Origin of the sequence: Candidatus Phycosocius spiralis (genome assembly GCF_030158815.1) — a bacterium.
In the GTDB taxonomy this organism is placed as follows: domain Bacteria; phylum Pseudomonadota; class Alphaproteobacteria; order Caulobacterales; family Aquidulcibacteraceae; genus Aquidulcibacter; species Aquidulcibacter spiralis.
The window spans coordinates 78,837-101,215 of the sequence record NZ_BPFZ01000005.1 but is presented as its reverse complement, the minus strand read 5'-3'; the positions used below and the strand labels follow the sequence as shown (position 1 = coordinate 101,215).

The 22,379-nt window shown below is 53.5% G+C and carries 23 protein-coding genes, 2 tRNA genes and 1 other RNA gene; 5 read left to right on the top strand and 21 right to left on the bottom strand.

Features of this window, described 5'->3' with window-relative positions; translation table 11 throughout:
* Positions 1-7: 7 nt before the first annotated feature.
* On the bottom strand, positions 8-1,384 hold the full coding sequence (locus tag PsB1_RS05440; RefSeq protein ID WP_284359596.1) for an L-serine ammonia-lyase: 1,377 nt from the start codon (positions 1,382-1,384) through the stop codon (positions 8-10).
* A gap of 167 nt (positions 1,385-1,551) precedes the next feature.
* On the opposite strand from PsB1_RS05440, the gene PsB1_RS05435 reads away from it, so the two are divergent.
* Positions 1,552-1,626, top strand: a tRNA-Val gene (locus PsB1_RS05435).
* A 555-nt stretch (positions 1,627-2,181) separates the two neighbouring features.
* On the top strand, positions 2,182-2,826 hold the full coding sequence (locus tag PsB1_RS05430) for a hypothetical protein (protein ID WP_284359595.1): 645 nt from the start codon (positions 2,182-2,184) through the stop codon (positions 2,824-2,826).
* Positions 2,827-2,924: 98 nt separating this feature from the next.
* Here PsB1_RS05430 and PsB1_RS05425 read toward each other — a convergent pair.
* From PsB1_RS05425 to PsB1_RS05375, 12 genes are all read right to left on the bottom strand, one after another.
* Positions 2,925-3,009 (bottom strand) — tRNA-Leu (locus PsB1_RS05425).
* Between the two features lie 84 nt (positions 3,010-3,093).
* Entirely contained in the window at positions 3,094-3,477 is a 384-nt protein-coding gene (locus PsB1_RS05420; RefSeq protein ID WP_284359594.1) for a type II toxin-antitoxin system death-on-curing family toxin, read from the bottom strand.
* 2 nt (positions 3,478-3,479) lie between these two features.
* Entirely contained in the window at positions 3,480-3,707 is a 228-nt protein-coding gene (locus tag PsB1_RS05415) for an AbrB/MazE/SpoVT family DNA-binding domain-containing protein (protein WP_284359593.1), read from the bottom strand.
* Between the two features lie 109 nt (positions 3,708-3,816).
* On the bottom strand, positions 3,817-4,962 hold the full coding sequence (locus PsB1_RS05410) for an acyl-CoA dehydrogenase family protein (RefSeq protein ID WP_284359592.1): 1,146 nt from the start codon (positions 4,960-4,962) through the stop codon (positions 3,817-3,819).
* A gap of 39 nt (positions 4,963-5,001) precedes the next feature.
* Positions 5,002-5,733 (bottom strand): YebC/PmpR family DNA-binding transcriptional regulator, encoded by a 732-nt coding sequence (locus tag PsB1_RS05405; RefSeq protein ID WP_284359591.1) that lies wholly within the window; start codon positions 5,731-5,733, stop codon positions 5,002-5,004.
* A gap of 93 nt (positions 5,734-5,826) precedes the next feature.
* Positions 5,827-6,651 (bottom strand): TIGR00282 family metallophosphoesterase, encoded by an 825-nt coding sequence (locus PsB1_RS05400; protein WP_284359590.1) that lies wholly within the window; start codon positions 6,649-6,651, stop codon positions 5,827-5,829.
* Positions 6,642-7,223 (bottom strand): 5-formyltetrahydrofolate cyclo-ligase, encoded by a 582-nt coding sequence (locus PsB1_RS05395; protein WP_284359588.1) that lies wholly within the window; start codon positions 7,221-7,223, stop codon positions 6,642-6,644. The genes PsB1_RS05400 and PsB1_RS05395 overlap by 10 nt, the downstream gene beginning before the upstream one ends.
* 72 nt (positions 7,224-7,295) lie before the next feature.
* Positions 7,296-7,456: non-coding RNA, 6S RNA (gene ssrS / locus PsB1_RS11995), on the bottom strand.
* Between the two features lie 95 nt (positions 7,457-7,551).
* The gene (locus tag PsB1_RS05390; protein WP_284359587.1) at positions 7,552-8,352 is read right to left on the bottom strand and encodes an inositol monophosphatase family protein; all 801 of its coding nucleotides are present in this window, start codon (positions 8,350-8,352) and stop codon (positions 7,552-7,554) included.
* 158 nt (positions 8,353-8,510) lie between these two features.
* Positions 8,511-8,753 (bottom strand): hypothetical protein, encoded by a 243-nt coding sequence (locus PsB1_RS05385; protein WP_284359585.1) that lies wholly within the window; start codon positions 8,751-8,753, stop codon positions 8,511-8,513.
* Complete coding sequence (locus PsB1_RS05380) at positions 8,740-8,946, bottom strand: hypothetical protein (RefSeq protein ID WP_284359584.1); 207 nt, start codon at positions 8,944-8,946, stop codon at positions 8,740-8,742. Before PsB1_RS05380 ends, PsB1_RS05385 begins: the two co-directional genes overlap by 14 nt.
* A gap of 184 nt (positions 8,947-9,130) precedes the next feature.
* Positions 9,131-10,276 carry an anhydro-N-acetylmuramic acid kinase gene (locus PsB1_RS05375; RefSeq protein WP_284359583.1) on the bottom strand — a complete coding sequence of 382 codons (1,146 nt, stop codon included), beginning with the start codon at positions 10,274-10,276 and terminating at the stop codon, positions 9,131-9,133.
* A 92-nt stretch (positions 10,277-10,368) separates the two neighbouring features.
* On the opposite strand from PsB1_RS05375, the gene tyrS reads away from it, so the two are divergent.
* Positions 10,369-11,622: a tyrosine--tRNA ligase gene (tyrS, locus tag PsB1_RS05370; RefSeq protein ID WP_284359582.1), complete on the top strand. Its 1,254-nt coding sequence runs from the start codon at positions 10,369-10,371 to the stop codon at positions 11,620-11,622.
* 6 nt (positions 11,623-11,628) lie between these two features.
* Here the strand turns inward: tyrS and glmM are convergent, their stop codons facing one another.
* The 3 genes from glmM to ftsZ form a co-directional block, all read right to left on the bottom strand.
* The gene (gene glmM / locus PsB1_RS05365; RefSeq protein WP_284359698.1) at positions 11,629-12,987 is read right to left on the bottom strand and encodes a phosphoglucosamine mutase; all 1,359 of its coding nucleotides are present in this window, start codon (positions 12,985-12,987) and stop codon (positions 11,629-11,631) included.
* 48 nt (positions 12,988-13,035) lie between these two features.
* Positions 13,036-13,938 (bottom strand): UDP-3-O-acyl-N-acetylglucosamine deacetylase, encoded by a 903-nt coding sequence (gene lpxC / locus PsB1_RS05360; protein ID WP_284359581.1) that lies wholly within the window; start codon positions 13,936-13,938, stop codon positions 13,036-13,038.
* 195 nt (positions 13,939-14,133) lie between these two features.
* The gene (gene ftsZ / locus PsB1_RS05355) at positions 14,134-15,738 is read right to left on the bottom strand and encodes a cell division protein FtsZ (RefSeq protein WP_284359580.1); all 1,605 of its coding nucleotides are present in this window, start codon (positions 15,736-15,738) and stop codon (positions 14,134-14,136) included.
* Positions 15,739-15,897: 159 nt separating this feature from the next.
* Here ftsZ and murI point away from each other — a divergent pair, with 159 nt between their 5' ends.
* Entirely contained in the window at positions 15,898-16,716 is an 819-nt protein-coding gene (murI, locus tag PsB1_RS05350) for a glutamate racemase (RefSeq protein ID WP_284359579.1), read from the top strand.
* 39 nt (positions 16,717-16,755) lie between these two features.
* On the top strand, positions 16,756-17,685 hold the full coding sequence (murB, locus tag PsB1_RS05345) for a UDP-N-acetylmuramate dehydrogenase (protein WP_284359578.1): 930 nt from the start codon (positions 16,756-16,758) through the stop codon (positions 17,683-17,685).
* Here murB and ftsA read toward each other — a convergent pair.
* The 5 genes from ftsA to PsB1_RS05320 form a co-directional block, all read right to left on the bottom strand.
* Positions 17,682-18,968 (bottom strand): cell division protein FtsA, encoded by a 1,287-nt coding sequence (gene ftsA / locus PsB1_RS05340; protein WP_284359577.1) that lies wholly within the window; start codon positions 18,966-18,968, stop codon positions 17,682-17,684. The genes murB and ftsA overlap by 4 nt on opposite strands.
* 36 nt (positions 18,969-19,004) lie before the next feature.
* Positions 19,005-19,970 (bottom strand): cell division protein FtsQ/DivIB, encoded by a 966-nt coding sequence (locus PsB1_RS05335; protein ID WP_284359576.1) that lies wholly within the window; start codon positions 19,968-19,970, stop codon positions 19,005-19,007.
* A complete protein-coding gene (locus tag PsB1_RS05330; protein ID WP_284359575.1) occupies positions 19,958-20,875 on the bottom strand; it encodes a D-alanine--D-alanine ligase in 918 nt (305 codons plus the stop codon). Before PsB1_RS05330 ends, PsB1_RS05335 begins: the two co-directional genes overlap by 13 nt.
* 206 nt (positions 20,876-21,081) lie before the next feature.
* A complete protein-coding gene (locus PsB1_RS05325) occupies positions 21,082-21,693 on the bottom strand; it encodes a CoA pyrophosphatase (protein WP_284359574.1) in 612 nt (203 codons plus the stop codon).
* Entirely contained in the window at positions 21,690-22,274 is a 585-nt protein-coding gene (locus PsB1_RS05320; protein ID WP_284359572.1) for a DUF1285 domain-containing protein, read from the bottom strand. Before PsB1_RS05320 ends, PsB1_RS05325 begins: the two co-directional genes overlap by 4 nt.
* Between the last annotated feature and the right edge of the window lie 105 nt (positions 22,275-22,379).

Here is a 22,379-nt window from a genome sequence, read left to right as displayed (position 1 = left end):
CTCCCCTTCAGCATTCCACCACATTGACGGCCAAGCCACCAAGGCTTGTTTCCTTATATTTGGACGACATATCCAAGCCCGTTTGCCGCATGGTTTCAATCACTTGATCGAGTGTTACGCGCGCGGGCTCATGGGTTTGTAACGCAAGTCTTGCGGCATTGGCCGCTTTGACGGCAGCAAGGGCATTGCGCTCGATACAGGGGATTTGCACCAAGCCACCTACGGGATCACACGTTAGGCCTAAATTATGCTCCATCCCAATTTCAGCCGCATTGGTGACCTGCACCGGTGTGCCACCCCAGACCGCCGCCAGCCCGCCTGCTGCCATGGAACAAGCAACACCAACCTCGCCTTGGCAGCCCATCTCCGCCCCTGAGATCGAGGCCCGCTGCTTATACAAAATACCGATGGCCGCAGCGGTCAAGAGATAGGTATGCAAGGTTTCTCGAGGTGCTTGGGCATCTAATAGATAAAAGCGCAAAATAGCTGGAATAATGCCGGCCGCACCATTAGTTGGTGCGGTCACCACCTTGCCTCCCGCCGCATTTTCCTCATTCACAGCCATGGCATAGACATTGAGCCAGTCAAACAAGGCCTCCCGCTCATTTGAGCTTGGGGCGTGGGTCAACTTTGTGTAGAGCTCTGGCGCGCGGCGGCGGACATTGAGGCCGCCTGGCAAAATACCAGTTTGGCGCAGCCCACGTTCAATGCATGCAGCCATGGCATCACAAATTGCGTCCAAAGCATTCAATGTGGCGTCACGGGTGCGTCTATGATCCTCATTGGCCAGCATCACGGTTGCAATATCACCCTCGATGGCGTGGCAGCGCTCTAAGAGTTGGGCAGCAGTTATAAATGCCATCGGGCCTTCTTTCATGCTTCCAACCAAATCGTCGTTGGGTGGGGTTTCGAGCTGCTTTTGGCTGGCGATAAAGCCACCACCAGTTGAATAATAGGTCTTATCGGTAAGGCTGTGCCCAGTTGCGTCCATTGCCACCAGTCGCAATCCATTTGGATGCAAAACTGGAATAGTGTCAAAATCCAGTACCAAATGCTTGCGCGGATCAAAAGCAATTATCCGACCATTGGGCAGCTTTAACGCTTGGGTTTTTTCAAGCTCATCCAAGGCGGCCTGCGCTAACTCTGGGTCTGTGGTCTCTGGATTAAAGCCCAATAGCCCCAAACAGATCGCCTCCGCCGTGCGGTGACCAGGCCCAGTATAAGCCAATGAGCCCTGCATAAAACCCATTATTTGAGCTGTTGCTTCCAAGTGCCCAGCATGGCCCAAATAGCGCAAAAAGCGCGCGGCGATCCGCATCGGGCCAACCGTATGCGAACTCGATGGTCCAATACCGATGCGAAAAATGTCCAAAACAGAAATCATCCCACATCCTTAAGATTAGAATAGACCCATTCACTATGACCTTGAAACCATGTGCACAACAAGCTTGTCCCCTGTAAGTGGTCTGTGGCTGCCCCCTTGCGACTTCGCCACCCCTCCGCTATGACCCGCCTTGTTGACGGGCCACTTGGCTCGGACGCTGCATTAGCGGGCGCGTAGCTCAGCGGGAGAGCACTACGTTGACATCGTAGGGGTCACAGGTTCAATCCCTGTCGCGCCCACCATTTTATCAAAGACTTTGCTGATTTTTTCCCTAAACACGAAGCAATTTTGGTTTTGGTCCGTGTATGCTAAGTTGAAAACAGACAATTAAGGCCAAGTTGTTGCGACTTGCGGATTAATTGTTGATCCGCTCTGATATGAAAGTCTCATCCCCATTTATGGAAAATCCCGCCAATTCTGGGGTCGGCTCTCCATACTTCCAACTGGACTGGATACAACGCTTGAAGCCGAGGCATCATGAGCGGCAACTTGCTGCGATAAATTTAGCCCGCCAAGACTAATCAGACCGGGGGCAGCCGCGCATCAATGGGCTGACTTAGGCTTGGTTACGATGAGATCAGTTTAGCTATTAAACCTAAGCTAATTGGCCAGTTCCAAAGCAAAGGCGAACAGAGTTTCAGAAAGAATAGCCAGAGCAAAATGCTAAGTTAGTCAATTTGAACAAAAGGCTTCCAGACATTGTTTAGGCAAGCGCGGCCATTTTTAGGTGCAAAACATGTGTCGAGTGATTTTATGGCTTTAAGTAGCATGGTTATAAAAAAGGGGCGAAGGGAACAATGAAGTTTTTTGGCGGACCATTGCTGACCTCGGTCCTTTTTTTATCATCCATTGTCCTGTTGTCTTCGTGCCAATATACTAATTTAGCGCGACCTATTCAGAATGCTCCCGCGGGCAAAGTCGATGCTTGTTACACCTCACAAATCCAACAAGCAGAAGCACTTTTATTAGACTTTCGTGCATTTGACCAAACAGGAGGCCACCCTGCTTCAGCAAGGGACCTTGCCATGAAAGGCTGCCATGCCGAAGCAGCCCATGTCACAGAACGTTATATTGTTGAACATTCTGGTCTTTCCAGACGTGAAGTGGATGTCTTGATTTGGCATTTAGGCCAACATAAGTCGCACCTCGGACGCTATGAGGTTGCGTCTGCGCTATTCCTGGCCACACTAAGGCCATCAGAAGCAACTTCAGAACCGGACAATTTCGACTGGAATACCTATGCTCTAGGTTCTTGGGCATTCCTAAATAAAGAACCACTACTGCTTGATCATTCGATTAAGACCCTACGCAGGAAGGCCGGTCAAAGGAATCTAATTAATGCGCGTGCATTAATGGGACTTCGAAATTGTTTCGACAAACCTTATTCGCTGGCCATAGGTCCAGGAGTTTGTCAGCCGCCGCCAGTTACTCCATTACCCTAAGAACCAATTGGCTTGGCACCACGCTTAGTTCCCATGGTTTACGTGACCTCGTTGCATTCAATGAATGGCATGTACATAGGGGCGCTTTGCGCAAGGAATGGTGCGGTCGGGGGGAGTCGAACCCCCACGCCTTGCGGCGCTGGAACCTAAATCCAGTGCGTCTGCCAGTTCCGCCACGACCGCGTTCCGTCACGGCTTGTGGGGCAAGCGGGCGGCATGGTCAACCAAGGGGTGCACTTGTCTGTGTTTGAAGTGTCCAATCGCGCCCTACTTGATGAGCGAGGCCGCCTTTAGGAATTGCGCATAGCCGATTTCATCCAACTCGCTTGCTGCGAGAGCTAAAACGGCTTGGGCAGCTGCTTCTTGCGTGGCGGAAAAGCAAAAGCCGTTGAGTTCTAAAATGATGATGCCCAGCACAAAGCCTGTGCGCTTATTGCCATCCATAAAGGGGTGATTGCGGACAATGGCGTGCGTATAAAGGGCTGCTAACTCAATAATATCGATGCTTTGATTATAGTGCGCATGCTGTTTGGGACGGGCCAATGCCGATTGCAATAAACCAAGATCACGAACCCCGGGCGCACCGCCGTGCAACGATAGCAAGCGGTCATGGATGATGCAGACTTCAGCCTCTTCAAGCCAAATGGGCATCCCTATTTAGCTAAAACATGCAGCGTGTTGTGATAGCGCTGCATCACATCCTCGGCGGCATCAAGCTTGGCTTTGAACAAGGGATCGTGGGGCACCAAATGATAGCCGCCATTGGGTGCTTCGGTTAGATAAAGCGCGGCACCATCGGCTTTGTTTAAGCGCGCCAAAACCTCTTTGGGCAGTACCACACCCAACGAATTGCCGATTTTTCTTACTTTGAGCTCTACCATGTGGTGTTTCTCACTGCCCGTTTTGTTACCACATATGTAGCAACATTGCGCCTTTTGGGCAAGCGCGATCAGGAATTGAGGCGATCAGTCCCGTCCCCCAAGCACGCACCTACATTTGGGAAAAATCTGCCTCCACCCCCAAAAGCGCGCGGCCGGCCAGTTCATAGGTTCCGGGGGCAACCATCAGGTGCTGGGTTGCCACATGGGCGTCGCGGAAACGGCGCTGTAGGGGGCAGGTCTCGTAAACGGAGGTGCCGCCACCTAGATCATAGAGGGTGCGCACAACGTCCGCGCTGGTGCGCGTTGCATGGGTTGCCGCGATGCGCAGGTTGGCGCGGTCTTCTAGGCTAAGGCTGCCTGTTTGTGTAGCAACCTCAAATGCCATTTGCGTGGCTTCATAGAGATAGGCGCGCGCGGCACGCAGCTGCCCTTCGGCTTTGGCCAGTTCCATTTGCGTGCTTGCCCGCTCTGCTAAGAGCCGCCGTGAGCCCGTTGGAATTTTGTGGTCGGCTAACGCCAGTAAATCCGCAATCGCGCCACGCGCATTGCCAAGCGCCACTGCCGCTACACATAAAGCAAGCAGGCCGAAGACGGGAAAGGCGTAAAGCGGGCGGGCGATACGTGGCTTGGTGCCGATCAAAGCCACACAGCGGTCTATTGGAACCAAAGCGTCCACCACTTCAAAGTCGCCGCTGCCCGTGCCCTTCATGCCCACAGCGTGCCAAGTGTCAAGCAATTGAACTTGCTCGCGCTCAAACCACAGCATGCGCACTTGCGGGCCGCCTTCCCCCATGATGACCGCGCCACCAACCAGCCAAGCGCAATTGGCACTGCCAGAGCCCCAATTCCAAATGCCTGACACCTTATAGTGATCACCCTCTAGGGTCGCTTTCCCCTTGGGTGCAAACACGCCACCAGTGATAACGCTGGGATCGGCCCAGATTTGGCGGGCATAGACATCGGGCAGATAGGCGGCGTTCACAGCCGTGGTCGCCCCAATCATCACACACCAACCAACGGAAGCCTGGGCCTGCGCTAATTCCTCAATCACCGCCATGGTCTGCGCCGGTGGCAGCTCTAAGCCGCCATACTCGCTGGGCAGTGACATGCGAAAAAAGCCTGCTTGCGCCAATGTGTAAGCCAAATCTGCGGGCAAGCGCCGGGCTGCATCAATCTCATCCGCGTGGGCGGCGATGGAGGGAGCGAGCGCTCTGGCAATTGAGAGAAGGTCTGTCATCGCTTCAAAGTGACGCATTCAACCCACCCCTACAAGGGGTGAAAAGGCAGGTCAGCCTTAATCATCTACTTCTGTCATCTCGTAATTGCCAAAGACGTTTTGTACATCATCATCATCTTCCAAGATGTCGATGAGCTTGCGCAGGCTCAAGGCGGCATCGCCCGTTACTTCGATCCGCGCATGGGGGCGCCAAATGACATTAGCGGCTTCGGCATCGCCAAAGCGCTCGGCCAGAGCCGAAGACACGTCACTTAAGGTCTCAAACGTGCAGGTGATGACATAGCCGTCATCACTGGTTTCCACATCGTCCGCACCCGCTTCTAAGGCTGCTTCCATCATCGCATCCTCGTTGGCGGCCGAAGCGGGGTACAAAATCTCGCCCACCCGATCAAAGCCTGAAATGACCGAATTGGTGGTGCCTAGGTTGCCGCCCGCTTTACTCAAGAAGCTGCGAATATTGCCGCCCGTGCGATTAAGATTGTCGGTCAAGGTTTCGATGATCAGGCCGATGCCGCCAGGGGCATAGCCCTCATACCGCACCATTTTATAATCTTCGCCGCCCACAGCGGAAGCTTGACTGATCGCGCGCTCAATGCGGTCTTTGGGCATGGAAACGGCGCGCGCATTGGTGACGGCCAATCGCAGGCGTGGGTTCATGGCAGGATCGGGTACACCCATTTTTGCGGCTGTGGTGATTTCACGCGCGATCTTGGTGAACGCCTTAGCACGCACAGCATCTTGGCGTCCCTTGCGGTGCATGGTGTTTTTAAACTTTGAATGGCCGGCCATGGTCGTCTGGTTCTCTTGGAAGTCAAAAAAGAAGCAAGACATCAGATTTAACAGGCTGAGCTCAAAAGTACCACTGCTAGGCGCTGCGCTTGATCAAGGCTCAATCAGCGGCATTGCTTGTTTTAAACCAAAGCCAATGCGTATCGGTTCGGCTCGGATGGCAAGGCCGGTCTTCTCATCGGTTTGCACAAAGATACCCGAAGCAAGTCCCGGGCCTTCCGCAGGCTCATGACGCTGATAAGGCATGCGCGAAGAGAGCTTGCGCACAGCAATGTGCTTATTCATGCCGATCACACTGTCATAATCGCCACACATGCCAAGCTCGGTTTGAAAGGCGGTGCCCCCGGTTAAAATCCGTGTATCAGCACTGGGGACATGGGTATGTGTGCCAAACACAAGGCTGGCCCGACCATCAAGAAAGTGACCCATACCCTGCTTTTCGCTGGTAGCCTCGCCATGGACTTCAACGATGATGGCGTCTGCGACTTGCCCAAGCGGGCTCGCGCTGATTTCACGCTCTACCGCGCTAAACGGGCAATCGAGTGCATCCATATAAACCCGTCCCATGACAGAGACCACAAGCACAGCTCGATCGCCCAGCTGAAACAGATTGGCACCCCTGCCGGGGGCTTGGGTTAAGGGTGGATAATTGGCGACGCGCAGCAAACGCGGCTCGCGGTCAATATAGGCAATGGTTTCGCGCTGATCCCAAGCGTGATTACCAAGGGTAAGACAATCGGCGCCTGCCTCAAAAAGCTCGTTCGCAATCACTTCGGTTAGGCCAAAGCCGCCTGCCGCATTCTCCCCATTGACGCCCACAAAATCGAGCCGCAACTGACGCTTAAGTTCGGGCAGCCGCTCACATAAAGCAATCCGGCCTGCACGACCAACGACATCTCCAAAAAAAGCTATTCGCATGATGGAACGCGGTATGCCTCAATCTCGGTGATAATCCAATCCAACCGCTGATCATGGGGTTCAGTAGGAATGCGTTCCACTTCTTGAACGCTAAAGGCGATCCCAATTGCGATGACCGGGCCGCTCGCACGCAAGGCAGCCAAAGTGCGGTCATAATGGCCCTTGCCCTGCCCCAATCGATTGCCGTCACGGTCAAAGGCCACAAGAGGCACCAGCACAAAATCGGGCCGCACTTGCGGGCGCGTAGCCAAAGGCTCCATCACACCCCACGCGCTTTTTTCGAGCTGGCCTTTGTTATCTGGGTCGCACAGATGGAAGGTCAGGGCTTGATCAACGTGACCCTTGGACGGAGTGCGCGGTAGGCACAGGTTTGCACCCTTGGCTTTGAGAAGTCGCATCAAAGGGCGCGGATCGATCTCGGACTTGCAAGGGAAATAGCCTGCGAGGATTGGATTTGGCTTGAGAATAAGATCACTTGGAACATGGGTGCAAAGCCGTGCGCCTGCATCCGTGTATTGTTCCGACGCATACTTACGCTTGATCAGCATGGATGTGCGTAGATCCGCTTTCATCAACGCCCAACCATGCCTTCGCCAACCTACCTTTAATGTCTAACCTTGCGCCAATCGCGCTGCCGAAAAGCTGGTGGATCCGCAAGGACCGTGAGAAGGTAACTCGTCCCCGTGCGACCTGGATAACCAGGTGGGTGCCAGATGACAGGAACCACGGCTCCAACCAGCGCCAGCCCCCGACGAGTGAGTTAGGTCGGCGGGACGTAGTCTCCCCACGCGAACCACAGAACCACCATAATCTAGGTATGCCTGTTACCTCTAACTTGCAAGGGATGCGCTCGGGTATATGTGGATACTGTGCAGCAGATGCTGCGCACTCCTATCCCGATCAGGACGAAGTGTTGGCTGCCAACAGACGCTCATTCATCAAGGCAAGGATTTTTTCGTTTGCCGCGACGATGGAGCCTGTTTCCATAAAATCGCCGCCATAAATCTCAGCACAAACACCACCTGCTTCACGCACCAAAACGACACCCGCCGCAATATCCCACAATTTCAAATCATGCTCCCAAAAGCCATCAAAGCGGCCAGCAGCTACCCAAGCAAGATCCAAGGACGCGCAGCCCAACCGGCGGATACCAGCAACACGCTGAGTGAATTGATGTAGTTCTTTAAACATTCGAGCATGGCCGGGTTTGCCTTGAAATGGAATGCCTGTAGCCAATACGCAATCGCTTAAAGTCTTGCGCGCCGCCACACGTAGCCGCTTGTCATTATGAAAGGCCCCACGTCCGGTTTCTGCCCAATATAGATCGTCCGTGATCGGGTTATAGACCACGCCCGCGACCAAGCGGCCTTCGCGTTCGAGAGCGATCGAGATCGCCAAATGCGGGATCGCATGGACGAAATTTGTGGTACCATCAATCGGGTCAACGATCCAGCGATTGGTCTTGTCGGTGCCCTCAACCATGCCGCGCTCTTCACCCAAAAAGCCATATCCCGGGCGCGTTTTAAGTAATTCTTCAAAGAGGATTTTTTCGGTTTTAAGGTCTGCAGCGGTTACAAAATCGGAAGGGCCCTTCTTGGCGAGTTGTAGGTTTTCGACTTCGCCGAAATCACGGCTAATGGCTTTACCGGCCTTGCGGGCGGCGGCAATCATCACGGTCAGAAGCGGGCTGACAACGCTCATGGAGGGCTCTCTTCACGATTTAAAACAGCAGATATGGCGGCGCGTGTAGCCCATCTGAGTGCGTGTGGATAGGGGAAAGAGCGGTCGTAAAGCGCCTCAAGTGCCCCTTTAAATCAGCGCCTCGATATCACGCGCTCCGTGGATAACATGTTCATTAATCAAGACGACCTCAGCCAGTCGGTAAAAACGATATATCGCCAAAGGGGGACAGCGCGAATGCCGGCCCTTAACTCTGACCTTGCCTCCCCACTTTCAGGAAAAACACGAAACCGTTCAATAACACTTTCTAGTTGTTGGGTGAATAGGACGTATCGTCCCGGCCGAATGCTCCAAAGTTGATCTTGAATGGCGATCAATTCTTCAATCGCCACTTCGAAAAGCTGAAAGTTAAGCCGTTTCATGCGCGGCCAGATCGGCATTGCGTTTCGCGATGCGACCTTTGAGGCCCTTCATGGCTTCAGCGCCATCCACTTTGGGACTATCAACCCCTTTTTGAATTACAGCTTTTAGCCATTCAAGTTTTTCAGCACGCATCAAAGCTTGCACCTGCCGACTTTCTTCATATTCTTCCAACAAGCGAAGGCCTGCACGCACCACCTCGCTGGCACTGGCATAACGATCACTGGCTAATTGCTCTTGGAAAAATTGCTAAAGTGGAGGCCAAGGGAATAGCTAAATGACATGTAGCACTCCAGTACCAAGCTCAAAATATAAAATTTTGATATTTTTGTAAACAGGTTTCGAGAGCCTTCTGTGCGGCGCGCCTAGGCTCAAAGCGCTAACCTAGCCGTGTAACCACCCCACCCGTCGTTGGCTCCTTAACCCCCGTGGTACAGGGAAAGCTTAAGGGCAGGCCGCGCGCGCTGCGCACAGCTAAAAGGGCAAAGCATTCCGCCTCAATGGCGTCACCGCGCAGTCCGATGGCGTCTGCGTCTAGAAGGCTTACCGCACACCTTTGGGCGATCTGGTCCATCAAAACCGGGTTCTTCCGTCCACCCCCAGCGACGACTAATTGCTTTGGCCGTTGTGGCAACAGCCTTAACGCGAGGTCCAAGCTGGCCGCAACCAAGGCCGTCAAGGTTGCTGCCCCATCTTCCAGCGATAGGCCGCGTACCAAGCCCGCATCAAAGTCATACCGGTCAAGCGACTTGGGAAATGGCGCGTCGAACCACGGATTGTCCAAAATCTCCAGCAATCGGCCTTCATGCACCCGCCCCCGTGCTGCATACATTCCATCAGGGTCAAACGTGCCTTTTCCGTGCGCTTCAATCCATTCATTGATCGGGCCATTGGCCGGGCCGGTGTCAAAAGCCGCCAAAGCGTCTTGCCCATCCCACCAGGTGATATTGGCGACGCCACCCAAGTTTAAAATCGCGGTTTGCCCGTCCAATTTGGCATGGCGCAGTAAAGCAGTATGATAAATCGGTGCCAAAGGTGCCCCCTGCCCGCCCATCGCCACATCATTGGAACGAAAGTCCCAAACACTATCAATGCCCGTCTGTGCAGCAAGCTTTGCACCGTCCAACAATTGTCGCGTGCGGCCACCACTGCCGATTTGTGGGCGATGCAGAACCGTCAGCCCATGCCCGCCAGTATAAGCGATGTCTTCGCGGCGCATCTTGGTTTTATCCAGCAGCTTTAGAACGGCATCGGCGTAGATGCGGGTGATCAGCGCCTCTGCCTCCGCAAAAATCTCGGGCTCAGGGCCCTCAAAGGCCCAAGCACGGGCTTGGGTGATCGCCTCTGCCAACAAAGCGCGGTCAGTATCTGAATAAGCAAAAAGCTCAAACGGGCCAAACTCTGCCACGCTGACGCCATCGGTGCGGATCAGCGCAGTATCGACAAAGCCATCAAGCGCGGTCCCGGTCATCAGGCCAATGGCCCAGACGGGTTCGCTTAAAAGGGCGTCTTCGCACTTATGCATCTTTGCAGGCTCCAGCCTTTGAACTTTTGGGGCACTACGTGCTAAACGCACCCTCCCACCCGATGCAACCACCAAATCAGAGGACTAGGGCCATGACGCATAAATCAGCGTTCGTTCAAACGCTTATCGAGCGCGGCCATTTCTATCAAGCCACAGATTTAGCCGCTTTAGATGCGGCAGCCTTTGAGAGTGAGTGTGGCGGCACACCGCTAACTGGCTATATCGGCTATGATTGCACGGCCCCAAGCCTGCATGTTGGCAGCCTGACCCAGATTATGTTGATGCGCCGCCTGCAGCAATGTGGCGGCAAACCTATCACTTTGATGGGCGGGGGTACCACCAAAGTGGGTGATCCATCCGATAAGAATGAAGCGCGCCCCGTTCTGACCCAAACGGTCATTGACGCCAATAAAGCCTCCATCCAAACGGTTTTTGCTAAGTTTCTAACCTTTGGCGACGGTCCGCGCGATGCGATCATGGTAGATAACGCGCAATGGCTCGATGAAGTCAAATGGCTTGATATGCTGCGCGAGATTGGCAAGCACTTCACCATCAACAAGATGATTGCGTTGGATATCGTCAAGCGGCGACTCGACCAAGAAGTGCCTATCACCTTTCTTGAGTTCAACTATATGCTGCTGCAAGCCTATGACTTTTTAGAGCTTTCGCGCCGCTATGGCTGTAATTTACAAATGGGCGGCTCGGACCAATGGGGCAATATTGTTCAAGGGGTTGAGCTGGTGCGCCGTGTGGATGAGCGCCAAGTTCTAGGCGTCACCCAGCCCCTACTGATGAATACTTCGGGCGAGAAAATGGGCAAGACGGCAAATGGCGCTGTTTGGCTCAATGCCGACATGCTCTCACCCTTCGATTATTGGCAGTTTTGGCGCAATGTGGACGACGCTGATGTCGCACCACTTTTAAAGCGTATGACGGATTTGCCCTTGGACGAAATCGCCCGTTTGGCGGCTTTGGGTGGGGCGGAGATCAACCAAGCCAAGATCATTCTGGCAACTGAAACCACCGCGCTCTTGCATGGCCGTGAAGCCGCAGAGGCCGCACAAGCCACCGCGGCGGCGCAATTTGGTGGCGGTGGCGCAGAAGCTGGTCTGCCGACCGTGAGCCTAAACGAAGCCCCAAGCTCACTTGCAGCATTATTCGTCGCGACGGGCTTGGTTGAGTCCAATGGCGAGGCCAAGCGCCAAGCCAAGGGTGGCGGTTTGCGGGTCAATGATCGCGTAGTTGACAATGTAGCCATCGCCATCCCGGAGGCTTTGCACATGGGTCAAGAAGTCAAGTTATCGCTTGGCAAAAAGCGGCACATTATGGTGCGGCTGGACGTTTAGAGTGGCTTAACTAGCCAATCTGCGACTTTGCAAGGTAGCGGCCAATTCATCGACCAATTGGGTGATCTTTTTAAGGTCATCGCCTTCGGCCATCAAACGCACCAAGGGCTCTGTCCCCGATGTACGCACAACCAAGCGCCCACCTGTGGCCGACAACGCATCTTCTGCCTTTTTGACTTGGGCTTGCATGTCAGGGTCGGCCAAGGGCGAAGAGCCGCTATATCGTATGTTTTTTAAAACCTGTGGCGAGGGCGTGAATACCGAGAGGGTTTCACTCGCTGTACGACCGCGCATGACCATGGATGACAACACCCGCAAGGCTGAGACAAGTCCGTCGCCAGTGGTTGCATAGTCTAAAAGCACGATATGGCCTGATTGCTCCCCCCCCAAATTGCAATCATCTTCACGCATGCGGGCAACGACATGGCGATCCCCCACGCCTGTGCGGATCAGCTTTGAGCCAAGGTCCGACACATAACGCTCTAAACCAAGATTGCTCATTACGGTGGTGACAACACCCGATCCCCGTAAAGTCTGATCGGTGATCATATCGCGCGCGATGGCCCCAATAATCTGGTCGCCATCAATTTCACGGCCCTTTTCATCGATAATGATCAGCCGATCGGCATCGCCATCGAGTGCAATCCCAATATCGGCGCGGCGCTCCAGCACGGTTTGTTTGAGTAAGCGCGTATCGGTTGAGCCACAGCCTGCATTGATATTGCTACCATTAGGATTGACGCCAATTTCAACCACTTCTGCGCCCAATTCATATAAGGCCCAAGGTGCCGTTTTATAGGCGGCCCCATTGGCGCAATCGACAACCACACGAAGCCCTTCAAGGCTCATGCCACGCGGAAAAGCGCCTTTGGCAAACTCAACATAGCGTCCCCGGCTATCCTCAAAACTTTTGACCAAGCCAATTTCATGGGGGGAAGCGCGCGTGATCTTATCTGGATCATCGAGCAGGCGCTCAATCTCTCTTTCCTGGGCTTCGCTGAGCTTAAACCCATCTGCACCAAAGAGCTTTATCCCATTATCGGCAAAGCCATTGTGCGAGGCAGAGATCATAACGCCTAAATCGGCGCGTAAGGAGCGGGTCAATAATCCAATCGCTGGGGTTGGAATGGGGCCTAGGATTTTGACATCCATGCCCACTGCGGCAAAGCCTGCGACCAAGGCAAACTCGACCAGATAGCCTGAACGCCTTGTATCCTTGCCGATGATGACATTATGGCGATGCTCACCGCGTTTAAACACGCTACCTGCCGCCATGCCCAAGGTCATGGCCACTTCCGCGGTCATTGGCCATTTATTGGTTTCGCCACGAATACCATCGGTCCCAAAATAGCGACGGCTCATCAGATCATTCCTTAAATAAGTTGGCGCGATAGCAGCCTGACTGTCCGGAGCTTATGCCCCAGCTGCAGGCAATAGCTCAACTGGCAAAGTTGCAAAACTCCACCGCCAGGCATTTGAATTGGCCAATAAAGCGCGCACCAAAGCGACGTTCATCTCATGACCAGCTCTTTCAGCCACATAACGCCCTTGAATCGGTGCACCCGCCAAGGCCAAATCACCCACGGCATCGAGCGCTTTATGGCGCACAAACTCATCGGCGAAGCGCAGGCCTTCTTGATTAACGACGGCATCGCCATCAATAACTACGGCGTTTTCCAAAGACCCGCCTAATGCCAGGCCTTGGGCCTGCATGGCTTCGACTTGATGCAAAAATCCAAAGGTGCGCGCTGCGCCCAAATCCTTTGCAAAGCTCTCAGGCGTGCAATCAAACACAACCCGTTGGCGGCCAATGGCGCGGGAGGTGAACTCAACCGCCACATCAAGCTCAAACCCGTCAAACGGCTCTAAGCGCGCAACCTTATCGCCCAGGCGCACTTCAACAGGCTCTAACACTTCCAGCATGCGCCGAGGTGCACCCAAAGCCCGCATTCCGGCCATTTCAATCATCTCAATGAAAGGCGCTGACGATCCATCTAGGATTGGAACTTCAGGGCCATCAAGCTCAACCACCACATTATCGATGCCCATCCCAAACAAGGCGGCCAATAAATGTTCAACCGTTGCAACCGACACACCCGCCGAATTAGCCAAGGTTGTCCCCAATTGCGTGGTGGTTACTTTTTCGACGAGGGCGGGCACTCTGCGTGCAAACTCTGGCGCATCCACGCGCACAAACACAATGCCATGGTCAACGCCAGCAGGCTTGAGCGTCAAGCGCACAGGCTTACCTTTATGCAAGCCAAGCCCAACGCATGAGGTTGATTTTGCAATGCTATGTTGCAGGGTACTGACCATCTGATGGTGCACGCTTCGTTAACTTTCCAATCAAAGTCCACTTATAAATGAAACGGACTTAACGATTTACCCCCTTTGGCGCATTGTGAGCCAACTGACAAACCAAACATTATTTCGATTTATGACAGACAAACAAAACGCCGCTGCACAAGATGGAACGCGGCGTTTATTCACAGGCGTAGAACGAGGCCTATGTTAATTTGCCTGTTTGCGGAGAAAGGTTGGAATTTCGATCTCGTCATCAAACTCATCACCGAACAAGGGTTGGGTCTGGGTGATGGATTTGGTTGGAGGGTCAGGGCGTTCTTCCCAGTTATCTTCACGCTGGCTCGGCTTAGGTCGGCCAAAAATATTAAAGCCATTGAAACCCGAATTGCGCGAACCACGTGGCTCATCCTGCGGGGGGCTGGCTTGGCGAGAAGCGTATTGGGGTTGCTCGTGACGCGCCGTTTGGTTCCCGTGCACTTGGGGTCGGGGTTGGGTAGCCTGATAGACAGGGCGTTGCTGTGGCTGGCTTGGTGCCTGCGCATAGCTCTGCCCTTGTTGAGCGCTGCGGGCGGCGCCAACATCTTGGTTCAACGGCTCTGGCTGTGGGGGCTGTTGAAACAGGGGGGGCTGAACAGGTTCTGTTGGCACCATTGGGGTGGGGGCACCTGAGTTGTGCATGACAGGAGCGGGCGCTTCGACGGGACGCTGTACCATTGGCTGGTGCACCATAGGGTCACGGCCATTATTGACCCGCACAACCGTTGGGGCTGGTCCTTGTGCAATCGGAGGATAGGCAGGACTTGATCCAAACACGCCACTGGACTGTGGATAGGTTTCAGTCATGGAAGCCGCGTCAATACCGGTTGCAACCACTGAAACGCGCATCATGCCATCCAAAGTTTCATCGAAGGTTGACCCAACAATGATATTGGCATCAGGATCAACTTCTTGGCGAATATGATTGGCGGCTTCGTCCAACTCAAATAAGGTCATGTCATAGCCGCCCGTGATATTGATCAACACCCCGCGTGCGCCCTTTAAGGACATATCTTCTAATAGCGGGTTATTAATGGCTTTAGTCGCGGCCTCTAACGCGCGGCGCTCACCAGAAGCTTCCCCCGTTCCCATCATGGCTTTACCCATTTCACCCATGACTGAACGAACATCGGCGAAATCCAAATTGATCAAGCCTGGCATCACCATCAAATCGGTAATGCCACGCACACCCGAATGAAGAACTTGATCCGCCAATTGAAAGGCCTGATGGAAGGTTGTTTTGTCATTGGCGACGCGGAACAGGTTTTGGTTTGGAATAATGATCAAAGTGTCGACATATTTTTGAAGTTCGCTAATGCCCGCATCGGCCATGCGCATGCGGCGAGGTCCTTCAAATTGGAAGGGACGGGTCACAACCGCAACCGTCAAAATTCCTTGCTCCTTGGCGCTACGAGCGATCACCGGCGCAGCTCCCGTACCTGTTCCACCACCCATGCCGGCGGTGATAAATACCATGTTTGCATCGGCTAGATGGTCGAGTATTTCGCTTTGGCTTTCTTCAGCGGCTGCCATGCCAACTTGGGGTGTCGCACCAGCTCCAAGGCCTTGAGTCGTGTTAAGACCGATCTGAATCCGTCGCTCGGCTTTGGAGCGCGCCAAGGCCTGCGCATCGGTATTGGCGACCACAAACTCCACACCTTGGAGGTCAGAATCGATCATATTGTTCACTGCATTGCCACCAGCCCCACCAACGCCAAAAACGACGATACGGGGGCTAAGTTCGGTTTGGGTGGGTGCATTTAGGCGGATAGCCATGTGTGAATCCTCGAAGCGATTGACAGTACGTAATGTTAGAATCGTTCAAAGAAGATGCTCATGACATGTTTAAGCAGTCGTTAATTTAGTGCGCGCAAATGGTGTGTCTTAAGGGATTATTCAGCATGAATAATCTGGTAAACGAAGGAAATTCGCACAATGGGTTTGGCCAGTAAGCGACCCCGTGTCTTGGTTTTTGATTCAGGGCTTGGTGGTTTATCGGTGATTAAAGCCCTGATGGATGCGTCGATTGGTGCAGACATTTTCCACCTCGCCGATACTGCTTTTTTCCCTTATGGTGAGCGTGAAGATGATGCATTGATCAAACGAATCCCTTCAGTCATTGGGGCCGGTATCGCCCAAACCCAAGCCGATCTGGTTATAATTGCTTGCAATACCGCGAGCACTTTAGCCCTCGAAGAGGTACGCGTTGAGGTCAGCATTCCGGTTGTGGGGGTGGTCCCCGCGATCAAACCGGCCGTTGCGCTTAGTCAAACCGGGGTCATTGGATTATTGGCGACCCCCAAGACCGTCACGCGTCCTTATACCGATGCTTTGATTAACCGTTTCAGCCAGGGCAAAATCGTGTTGCGACATGGGGCGATTGGATTAGCTGGTGCGGCAGAAGAAAAACTGGCCCACGGCCATCCAGATCCGCTTGTATATCAATCAGCTATCCAAGGCTTATTGGACCAACCTCGTGGCGATCAAATCGATGTCATTGTTCTGGCTTGCACTCATTATCCATTGGTTCTTGAAGAGCTTGCAGCCGCCACACCGCGGCCATTTCAATGGGTAGAGTCAGGACCTGCCATCGCACGACGCGTCGCCCATCTCTTAGCCAACCAATTCGACAAAGCCTCACCTTGTCTCGAAATGGGCTTCACCACTGGTGGGCAAGATGGCCCAACACAACAAGTCTTGCTAGACTTTGGCTTTGAAGCCACCGCTACCCTATCTGTTATGAAAGATCTTTAGCCCCTTTTGTCACTGCGTGGAGCGGGCTAAGGCAAGTTCATGAACCTGATTTATCGCCTTCCCCCCGTTCGCGGTAAGCTAGAAGCTGGCATTGCGCTCGCCCCCTACACCTGGTTTCGCGTGGGAGGCCCGGCAGAAGTGCTGTTTCAACCAGCCGATGAAGACGATCTAGCAGCTTTTTTGCGCGATTGCCCGGCCGATGTGCCCGTGATGGCGATTGGGGTCGGCTCCAATCTAATTGTTCGCGATGGCGGGGTCAAAGGGGTCATTATTCGCCTTTCGGCGCGTGGCTTTGGCCAAATTGAGACCGATGGCGTGCGCATCACTGCGGGGGCCGCTTGTTTGGATGCGACCGTTGCTAAAAAGGCTGCTGAAGCCGGTATTGCTGGCTTAGAGTTTTACCGCGGCGTTCCGGGCACGATTGGCGGGGCTTTGCGCATGAATGCGGGGTGTTATGAGCGCGAAACCAAAGATGTTTTAATCTCTTGTGTGGCCTATAACCGACAAGGCAACCGCCATGTTTTGGACAATGCAGCGATGGGATTTGCCTATCGCCACGCCCAAGTGCCTGAGGATTTTATCTTCGTCTCTGCCCAATTTGAGGGAACCCCAGACGCACCAGCCCACATCTTAGAGCGGATGGATGCGATCACCCAACGACGCGAAAACAGCCAACCAATCCGCGAAAAAACGGGCGGCAGCACGTTTAAAAATCCTGATCCCATCCAATCTGGCGGGAGAAAGTCTTGGCAAGTGATTGATGCGGCGGGCCTACGCGGCTTTTCCATTGGGGCCGCTCAAATGAGTGAAAAGCACTGTAACTTCATGATTAATACAGGTACGGCGCGGGCGGCGGATTTAGAAGCCTTGGGCGAACATGTGATCGTGACTGTTAAACAAACCCAAGGGGTCGATTTACACTGGGAAATTAAGCGGATTGGCCTCGAAACTCTGCCTACTGAAATTTAGAAATTTTCCTTTAACCATTGAATAGCTCTCGCAACAGGGTGGCTGGAGGTTTCACCCATTCGTGCAGCACTATTGGCCATATCGGTTGGTCGCTCTACGCCCCAACGCAATAGACCTGCCGCCACCGAATAACCGGGGCCTGCAACAGCGTCGCCTAGGCCCGTAAACCGTTGCGGGCGGCCAATCCTGACATGGCCCTCAAACACCCGTGCCGCCAACTCGCGCACACCGTTGAGTTGGCTACCGCCACCCGTCAAAACGATACGCCGACCAGCATTTAGCTTATCGAGTCCGCCTGCGCGCAAACGGTCGCGCAACAATTCTAACGTTTCTTCCACACGTGGCCGGACTATACCGGTGAGAATAGAGCGGGGTGCTTGATCAGAAACCAATTGCCCATCGCCACCGATTCGTGGTGCATCAATCATCAAATGATCTTCATTCAAACTGGCAATCGCGCTGCCATGGACAATCTTGAGCCGCTCTGCCGCAGCAGCCGTTGTTCCCAAACAATGAGCAATATCGTGGGTTACATGATCAGAGCCAATTGGGACTGCATCTACATGGATCAAAGCCCCAGCATGGAACAAAGCCGCCGTGGTCGATCTAGCCCCCATATCAACGACCAAAGCACCTAATTCTAAATCATCCTCGGCCAGGGCACCTAATGCGGCAGCATAGGGTGCAGCAACTGAGCCTGATATCGTATAGGTTGCGCGCTCCACACATAAGACGATGTTACGCCACTGCGGGATGGGTGCAGTAACCACGGTAACGCCAACACCTAATCGACGTCCTAGCATGCCACGTGGATCACGAACCTTCTGGCCATCAACAACAAAAAAACTGGGCGTAGCATGTAAGATTGCGCGGCCATCCAAACGCACAGGCTCTAAAGCGGCTCCAACGACCCGCCGTCGCTCCTTGGTACCAATCTCACCATTTTGTAATGTGATTTCACCATGGGCTTGTTCCGCGCGAACGCCAAATCCTGAGACCGAGACCACAACCTCGCTCACTGTGACCCCGGCCATACGCTCGGCTTGGGCTATCGTGGTACGGACAGCTTTTTCAGCCGTTTCCAGATCAACAATTGCTCCATTGCGCACACCGCGCGCGGGTTGTGTGCCAACCCCTGCCACCCGCAAGGGCCCACTGCCTTGACCCGTACTGCCGATAAAGCACGTAATTTTTGAGGCCCCAATGTCGAGTGCAGCCAACATTGCAGCCCTTGGGGCTGGAGTGCGACTTTCAACAGCGGCTCGTTTGATGAGTGAGGACATAGTAACCTATTCTAGGGACTTTAGACTCTGGGAAGTTTAGACGCCTTGCAAGGACTTCACCATGCCAGGGGCTACATCAGTTGTTATAGCTTGTTGTGCTGGACGAATGATTAATATTCCTGATTGGCGCATGTCGATACGAGAAAATGGTCGGTCAAGCAGCTGATAAGTAACTTGAAGTTTCGCCAATTGTCCAAGTGCTTGGGGCATATCGACTTCTGGTAATAAAATGTCACCCCCATTTTTGAGAAGTAAATTCCATCGCCGATCACCGACCCAAATTGCTGCGCTGGTGCGCCGAGCAATCATGGGATAGTTTCGCAGGGCTTCAAACAGCGCTGGCGCGTTAGGTCCCGCCTTTGCCCCAATGACCATGGCATAGCCTTTGGCTGACTTAATCGCTTCGGCTTTGCCAAGAGTACGACCCGAGGCATCGATAAAAGACAATTGTCCTTGCACCTGCCACAAAGCGGTGGCTGCGCGCGGAGTGATGACAATCTGAATTTGGTCTGGCCAAAGCCGTCTAACAACCACATCCTCAACCCATGGCAGCTGGGCAACCTGAGCTCGCACTTTGTTCGGGTCAACGCCAAACATCACATCATTGGCCAGCACACCTGATTGGACTTCGGCTTGTGCCCGTTGATAAGCGCTCAATTGTTTACCGTCTGAGGGTTGGACACTCACGAAACGCACAGCCAGACCGGCACTACGCGCCATAGTCTCTGAACTGGTTTTGATACCTCGCCCTAAATCATCGAGCACACCCAAGCCCGAAGCCAACATCAGAAAAATCGCCAAAACAGAACCCAAAGTTGCCCCAAGTAGAAATTTACGCGTAGGACCATTGTATTGGGCCGCGCGCACCCTTGCATGTGCCCAAGCGCCAAGCCGCTTCGTCCAAGCATGACTATCGGTACGCCGTGTTGGCATCCTGTGGCGGCCACGGTGTCGGGGTTGGCGGTTGAGAGGTGCGCGTCTGTTTTGTCTCATCGCGGGCATGACGCATCCTCCAACATCCACTTGACTAAATCGTTAAACCCAATGCCAGCATGAGCTGCTTGTTCTGGCGCTAGAGAGGTTGGGGTCATGCCGGGCTGAGTATTGAGCTCAAGAACAACCAGCCGATTGGTTTCTGGATCATAACGAAAATCGGTTCGAGTCACGCCACCACAACCAAGCAATTGGTGCGCTTGAACCGCTTGTTCCATCGCTTTAGCCTTAATGACACTTGGCAAATCGCTTGGATTAAGGTGATGGATTGACCCGCCAGCCGCGTATTTGGCTTCGTAGTCGTAAAACGCGTGTCCGGTGCGAATCTCTGTCACCGCCAGAGCTTGCCCACCCATCACAGCGACGGTTAATTCACGCCCTGGAATAAATTCCTCAACCAATACAGTATCGCCAGATCGCCACTGTGCATCCAATAGCATTTCAGGTGGACGGTTTTCACCGGCCCGCACAATAAAGACGCCAAAGGATGATCCATCCGCATTGGGCTTGACGACATAGGGCGGCTCAAGGGGATGATTTTCGGCCGCTTCGTGACGGTCCATGATCGTGCCGAGCGGTACATCAAGGCCTGCACTGGCAAAAAAAGTTTTCGCCTTTTGCTTATCCATCGCGAGTGCTGAAGCTAGAACCCCAGAATGGGTGTACGGAATATTGGCAATCTCAAGTACCGATTGAATGCGCCCATCTTCGCCCCAAGGGCCGTGCAAAGCATTAAGCGCTACATCCGGCGAGACCGATTTGAGAACCTGCGCAATCGAGTGATCGACATCGATCTCCACAACATCAGCACCCAGCGCACGCGCAGCATCGGCACAGGCTTTGCCAGAGACTAGGGACACAGGCCGTTCGGCTGACCAGCCGCCCATTAAAACCCCTACCCTTACGCCTTTCATGCTGCATCTACCCCAATGAGCTGTGCATGCCTAACATGCGATCAGTGTATTTCTTGCAGAGGGATGAAGGATTGAGGTGAATCGACCGTTAAGAAGAACCGTCCAATGCGCACAATCGATTCACTTTTGCAGTGATCATTGAAGATTTTGTATGCTATGCTGCGCACTATGGCCTGATGGTCATCGCATTTGGCCGGTCAATCACCTTATGTCGACAAACGAAGATAAAGCGCGCGTAGCATCCCAGCGGTGGCACCCCAGATATAATAATCTTGGTAAGGTATGGCAAAAAACTGGCGGGTTTGGCCATTGTATTGGCCCTCAACATGGTGATGGTTATCTGGATTCATGAGAAAGGCGAATGGGATTTCAAAAATGCAATCGACTTCGCGTGGGTCGGGGACAAAGCGTGCTTCTTCTGAGATGATGCCTACAATTGGTGTCACCCGAAATTGGGTTCCTGTTTCATAAGGGTCAGAAACACCGATAACCTTCACTTGAGCGGGATCAAGGCCAATTTCTTCGTGCGCTTCTCGCAAAGCTGTAGCTATGGCATCACGGTCTTCATCCTGTCGTTTCCCACCTGGAAACGCAATTTGGCCTGAATGAGTAGGCATCGCATCAGAGCGGCGCGTCAGGACAAGGGAAAGGCCGCTATGACGTGCGATCAAAGGCACAAGAACTGAAGCCTCTTTTAAGGCCCAACCCTGTGGGCGTTCACCACCTAAGTCAAAGTCAGAATAAGGTGGCTCAAGTGGAAGTGCGTCAAGCGAAAAGAGCCTGCTTTCCAAACGTTCCAAGTAAAAAGCGTCTGTCATGTGGTCTGACCTTCAACATCGCCAATCTCAAACCAAGTGCCTTGAGAAACTACTCGCAAGACCTGATCGCACGCCTCTGCCCATTCCACCAATTCGTAAAAGGCTGCGCGCGCTAAACGGGCGATCAGGCGGCCCCTCACCAAGACATAGGGACGCGGTTCACCTGTAACGGGGTCGGTAACCACCCACAGTGGATTAGTAGCGCTAATGACCACTTGATCCCCAACATTGGTGGTAACGACGATGGATGGGCCCAAGGTAGTTTCAATGCGATCCACTCTGGTTCCAATAAAATGGGCATCGGCGATATGCACGATGATTTTTTCGCCAGGCGTGACCAAATAGGTTTGCCCATCTTCATCCTTGCGCAAAATGGTGGAGAATAAGTCCACCATAGCCGTCCGTGTGATCGGGTCGCCTTGATGCCACCAGCTGCCATCCACCCTAATTTCCATACCAATATCGCCACAATGGGGGGGATTCCAGAGTTCAACCGGGGGCAAAGCGCGCTCACGCTGGCGCTCCCCTTGTAACCCAGCCAGCTGGGCCAATAGGTTTGTGAGGGAAGATGGGCTGGTCATCGCATTGATCTAGGTTTGTTTGCGTACGCCTGCCAGATCAGCTGACAGTTTAGGCCCAAAGGCGCAATGAAAAGGCACTCGCTTTAATGCCTTGAGTCAGGCAAG